The following is a 6,111-nucleotide window of genomic DNA, read 5'->3' as shown; positions in this document are numbered from 1 at the left end:
AAAATACATAAAAATATCCTAAATAACAAAAAAAACAAGTGTAATTTATTGTTAATCAATTAGTTAAATCACATATTGCCTTGCAACGGTCTTAGTACCTGAGTAGTTACCCTCCAAATATAGAATAAAACAACTAATTACTTAGCAGTTACAAATATATCAATTTTGTTACAGTAGTAAAATTTCAAAAAAAGTCCCTACCAGGTCCACCCTCAGGTGGCTGGTAGGGCAGTAGTAATATGGAATGAAACTACGGCAGCTACTGAGGCTGTTCTACCTCGTTATCTTTTTCATGCCTGGTTACTTTCTTTATTCTAAACTGTTTAACGCCATCCGGCATTTCCCAGTCTACAACCGCATCAGTAGTATAACCTAGTAAAGCAATACCTATTGGTGCCAATACGGAAAGTTTATGCTTTTTCATATTGGCCTCTTCTGGTGTTACCAGGTGAAAGGAAAATTCCTGTCCACTTTTAACATCCTGAATCGTAACCAGTGAATCGATTACAATAACGTTATCTGGCAACACTTCTTTCTTAACTATTTTGGCTTTTTTCAACTCGTTATTCAACTTCTTTTTATTGAAATCAGATAAGTTGGTGCTAAGCTTCAAATGATTCATCAATAAATCATATTCTCTTTTTGGAATTATTAATTGTTCTGTTTCCATGGTTTTTTAAAATTAAAAAATGGCTAATAAATTTGTTTTTTTATTCATATTAGAAATTATCACCAAACTCAGCAACATACAGTTAGGCTGATTTTTTTTATGATAACGGCATAAATTGTAACGTTCTTGTTGATTGGCTACGTAAAGAAAAAAGTTTGTAACTACGCCCCAAACCTGAAGCGATATGGAATGGGGCTTAGACTAGAAAGTCTTTGCTCGTTGTATGGAATGAAAATCCAAATCTGGAATGGAAGTTATTTGTCGTATTATACGACAAATATGCGCATCGCGTTTTCAACGCAAAGCACATTAAGCTGTCTACATAATATTTAGCAAATTTTTCCATGTATAAAAAAATCAAGCCTTAAATGGGCTTGATTTTTTAAAGGTAAAACAAAATTAGCGAACAAGCAAGACCTAAGATTTAAGCATGCTGAATATTTTTGAAATATCTTGCTCTTCGGAAGAGTAAATTTTTAACCGCTGATCGGCAGCATATAAAAACATTGCCGGATATTTTAGTGGCTTAAACAATGGAATAAAAACACGGTCTCGGTCTTGAAGCAAAGACACGTTCTTTAAACCTATCAAAGCTTTACCGTAATGGGACATAAAGTAATCGATCGTCTTAAATTCATCTAAAGAAACCAGGTAAACGTTAATCTTATCCAATTCTTTATGGCGACTTGCAATTGTAGTCATTGCTTTCTGGCAATGTGAACAGGTACCATCAAAAAATACAAACAAACTCTGTTTCCCTTTTGGTATTTGAGCTTTGGTGAAACCAGTATTTTGAGCAGTATAAAATTTAAAAGCGGGTATTAAGGCAGCCGGACTTTGTGCGCAAACTGTAAAACTGCCAACACAAAATAAAAGACCAATAATTAATTTTTTCATCCTAATCATATTAAATTAATAAAATAAGTTAAACCTGTTTGAGCACAACAGCAGCTAAAGGTGGTATAGACATATTAATTGAATATTCCCTAAAATCACAGGCAATTTCCTCGGGCAAATAGATTCCTTCATTTATTTTACCGCTACCAAAAAAGCGCTTATCATCGGTGTTAAATATTTCTTTCCATTTGGCCTTAAAGGGCAATCCAATCCTGTAATTTTCCCGGTAAACAGGGGTTAAATTTAAGATAACCAAAAGAGTATCCTTTGCTTTTAGCCCTTTCCTTTGATAAATATAGATAGAATGTTGTTCATCATCGGCATTAATCCATTCAAAACTATCATAAGAATAGTTGTTGACATACAAGGCCGGTTCTGTCCGATATAAATGATTTAAGGCTTTTACAGTCTCTTGCATCCCTTTATGAGAGGGATATTGAAGCAAATCCCAATCCACGGATTTGGTGAAATTCCATTCCCTGTTTTGTGCAATTTCATTGCCCATAAACAGCAATTTACTGCCGGGCTGTGTAAACTGATAGGCGTACAGCACCCTGAGGTTAGCAAATTTCTGCCACTCATCTCCAGGCATTTTATAAATCATGGAAGATTTTCCATGAACAACCTCATCATGTGAAAAAGGCATCATAAACTGCTCTGTAAAAGCATAAGTAATGCTAAAAGTAAGTTGGTGATGTCGGAATTTTCGATCAATGGGGTCATTTTTAAAATACTTCAAAGTATCGTTCATCCAGCCCATCATCCATTTTAAGCTAAAGCCCAAACCACCATTGGCCACAGGATGTGTTACCCCCGGGTAGGTACTGCTTTCTTCTGCAATAGTTAATACCCCTTCAAAATTCGCTTCAATGGCAGTATTCATATCCTGCAGAAATTGAATAGCCCCCAGGTTTTCCATGCCACCAAATGCATTTGTTCCGGCATCTTTTCGCTCTCTCGAAAAATCATAGTAAAGCATAGAGGCTACTGCATCTACCCTTAAGCCATCCAAATGGAATACATCAAGCCAGAATAAAGCATTGCTGATTAAAAAAGAGCGCACTTCATTTCTATCATAATTGAAAATGTAAGATTTCCAATCGGGATGGAAACCTTTGCGCATATCGGCATGTTCAAATAAATGCGTTCCATCAAATTTATATAAGCCGTGAGCATCGCCAGGAAAATGCGAAGGCACCCAATCTAAAATTACCGCTATATTACTTTTATGTAATTGCTCAATGAGGTACATTAATTCCTGCGGTGTTCCATGCCTGGAGCTTGCAGCAAAATAACCCGTTATTTGGTATCCCCAGGAAGGATAATAAGGGTACTCCATTACAGGCATGAGCTCCACATGGGTAAAGCCCATTTCTAAAATATAGGGCACCAGTGTATTGGCAACTTCTTTATAGGTAAGTATTCTTTCCGGATCGCTGGGATCCCTTTGCCAGGAACCTAAATGTAATTCATAAACAGATATAGGCTGGTTTAGTGCATTTAACTTTGGCCTTTTCTTTAACCAACTTTTATCCTTCCAGGTATAAGCTGTATCCCAAACAATAGAAGCAGTTCTGGGCGGGTGCTCCCATTTATGCGCAAAAGGATCTCCCTTTTCTATATCACTACCGTCATAACCCTTAATCCCATACTTATAAACTTCACCTTTAGCAAGGTTTGGAATAAAACCTTCCCAAATTCCTGATGCATCTAAACGCTTGTATAAAGGATGTGCTGCTTTGTTCCATTGGTTAAAATTACCGATTACTGAAACCTCATGTGCATTTGGAGCCCAAACGGCAAAGAATGTTCCATCAGTTTCATCAACTTTAATTAAGTGAGCGCCCAACTTTTCGTATAACCGAAAATGTTTACCCATCAAAAATAAAGAAGTATCAAAGTCCGTAAATAAGCTATATATCCAAACAGCAGTATCTTGCTTCTCAGAATTAATTTGGTTCAGCATGGCGTTAATTAAGGTTGATTATAAAATTTGATTACCAGTCAGCTAACTGGTAAATATTTTTATGACATTAAAGTTTTTACTGGATTTAAAATGAAGGTCTCCTCCTTTATCCACATAAAATTCTTTAATTTCCTGATCATCTGCAGTAATTCTTTTTACGTTGAAGGGAATGCCAATAATATTAAAATTGTAAAGTTCATAAGTAACAGTATAAAGTCCTTCTGTAGTTTGTTCAATTAGCAATGTTTTTGTATCACCTTTCACAATAAATTTCTTTTCTGAATAGATATCCTGCTCATAAGCGAACGTATCACCATGATCTTCAAAAAAGAAAGATTTCACTTCATAATCAGCAAAATACACATTTAACATGACCTCATCTAACGTTTTTTCCCCTACATATTGCATTACAGGGTATTCAGGAATCACCGCACCAGCTTTAACAAATAAAGGCATTGTTTCAATAGATGCTTCAATATGCTGTTCACTGCCACCATCAAGAAGTTCATGTGTCCAGAAGTTATACCATTGTCCTTTAGGTAAATAAACCATCCTTGAGATAGCGCCCTGCTCTAAAATGGGGCATACCAGAATCTTGTCTCCATAACCAAACTCATCTTCCCGGTAGTTATTGCTCATTTCTTCCTGCTCAAGCATTACCATTGGCCTTAGAATTGGGAATCCATAACGATGATGTTCCCAGAAAACGGAATACAGATAAGGCAATAACCTGTACCTGAGCTCAATAAATTTACGGTTAATACTGGTAAAAGGTTCACCAAAGCTCCATGGTTCGCGTTCTGCCGTATCTCCAGCAGAATGCGCTCTCATAAATGGTGCAAAAGTTCCCAATTGTATCCAGCGGGTAAATAACTCTCCATCGGGCTCTCCACTAAAACCGCCGATATCCGTTCCACAAAATGGAACACCAGACATGGCCATCCGTTGACATTGGATATTACCCATTTTAAGGTGCTCCCATGTAGCTACATTATCGCCTGTCCACACACTACCATAGCGTTGCATACCGGCATAACCTGCCCTGGTAATGGTAAAAGGTCTTTTATTACGCATTAATTTTTTTAAGCCATCATAAGTTGAACGCATCATTTGGGTGCCGTAAACATTATGTGCTTTACGGTGTGAGCCTCGAAATCCATCGAAATTATGCCTCACATCATTTGGAAATGTACCCGAACCAAATACCGCAGGTTCGTTCATGTCATTCCATACGCCTGCTACACCCATTTCTACAAGTTCCTTATATAAGCCCCCCCACCATTCCCTTACTTTTGGATTGGTGAAATCAGGAAACTGGCATCGTCCAGGCCAAACATGACCTTCCATATAATAATCATCGCTACGGCGACAGAAAAAATTGTTCTCTTTACCTTCTTTAAACACCCAGTAATCATCGTCGACTTTAATTCCCGGGTCTATCATCACCACCGTTTTCATTCCTATATCTAAGAGTTCCTTGATCATTTTTTTAGGATCGGGAAAATGAGTTTTATTCCAGGTAAAGCAACGGTAGCCATCCATGTAATCTATATCCAGGTAAATGGCATCACAAGGAATATTCCTGGAGCGGAAACCCTCAGCAATTTCTTTTACCTTTTTTTCCGGATAATAACTCCATCGGCATTGGTGAAAGCCTAAAGCCCATTTAGGTGGCATAGGATGCGTACCGGTAACACTTTGGTAACGTTTTACAACGTCCATTACATGTGGACCGTGGATATAATAATATTGAAGTTCTCCGCCATCCGACCAAAAGCTAGTTTTGTTATAATCTTCTTTACCAAAATCGAAGTAGGAACGAAAAGTATTATCGAAAAATATACCATAAGCTGCTTGTTGATGCAATCCCGTATAAAAAGGAATGGTTCTGTATAATGGATCCTGGTTCCAGCCAAAAGAATAGGCATCAGTATTCCAGTTTTGGAAACGCCTTCCGCGAAGATTTAAATTACCCGATTTATCTCCTAAACCAAAAAAGTTTTCTTCGGGCATGCATTTCTTTGTCGCAAAGACATAATAACCGCCAAAATCTACATTCTCTTCCCAATGCATTGGCTCAGCGTCTTCACTCATTACCTGCTGAGAAAGGTTTTCTACAAAGGAGATGCAAAAATCTATCTTGCGTATTTTACATGTAATAACAGGAGTAGAAACAGCGTAATGATCTTCTTTTTCTTCTAATTGAAAGGCTGTTACTTTTTGATCTACTACAGGCACAGCATACGAAAAGTCTGCTAAAAACACACCATGAGGCGCAAGCCTTACTCTAATAATTTCATCGCTTACAACCCTGATTTCAACCTTCGCCTCACCATCAGAAAAGTAAAACTTATTGCCTTCTGTTTGTACTTTTGCCACTACCGACAAATATCTTTTTACTATAGGTTTAAGGTCGTTGACAGGGTTATTTAAATGCTGTATGGTTTCTTCAACAATTTCCTGGATATTTTCCTTGTCAATTATTTCTTTTCCTTTTTCGTTTATTTCTTCCATGAAATTATTGTATAAAATTAGCAATGAGGGGATCGTGTAATTTACATTGCTAATGTGTCAATTT

4 protein-coding genes are annotated in these 6,111 nt (G+C 37.1%); all 4 read right to left on the bottom strand.

Annotated elements, in window-relative coordinates:
* Positions 1–259: 259 nt before the first annotated feature.
* Positions 260–670: a GreA/GreB family elongation factor gene (locus tag AAKU52_RS12495; protein ID WP_354333932.1), complete on the bottom strand. Its 411-nt coding sequence runs from the start codon at positions 668–670 to the stop codon at positions 260–262.
* A 417-nt stretch (positions 671–1,087) separates the two neighbouring features.
* The gene (locus AAKU52_RS12490; RefSeq protein ID WP_354333930.1) at positions 1,088–1,567 is read right to left on the bottom strand and encodes a peroxiredoxin family protein; all 480 of its coding nucleotides are present in this window, start codon (positions 1,565–1,567) and stop codon (positions 1,088–1,090) included.
* A 28-nt stretch (positions 1,568–1,595) separates the two neighbouring features.
* Complete coding sequence (gene glgB / locus AAKU52_RS12485) at positions 1,596–3,533, bottom strand: 1,4-alpha-glucan branching protein GlgB (protein WP_354333927.1); 1,938 nt, start codon at positions 3,531–3,533, stop codon at positions 1,596–1,598.
* Between the two features lie 42 nt (positions 3,534–3,575).
* Positions 3,576–6,047, bottom strand: a complete 2,472-nt coding sequence (locus AAKU52_RS12480; protein WP_354333925.1) for a glycoside hydrolase family 31 protein — start codon at positions 6,045–6,047, stop codon at positions 3,576–3,578.
* Positions 6,048–6,111: the final 64 nt, after the last annotated feature.

It is taken from the genome of Pedobacter sp. CG_S7 (assembly GCF_040544395.1).
GTDB lineage: Bacteria > Bacteroidota > Bacteroidia > Sphingobacteriales > Sphingobacteriaceae > Pedobacter.
The sequence above is the reverse complement of the archived record's forward strand: the minus strand, read 5'-3'. Positions and strand labels throughout refer to the sequence as shown.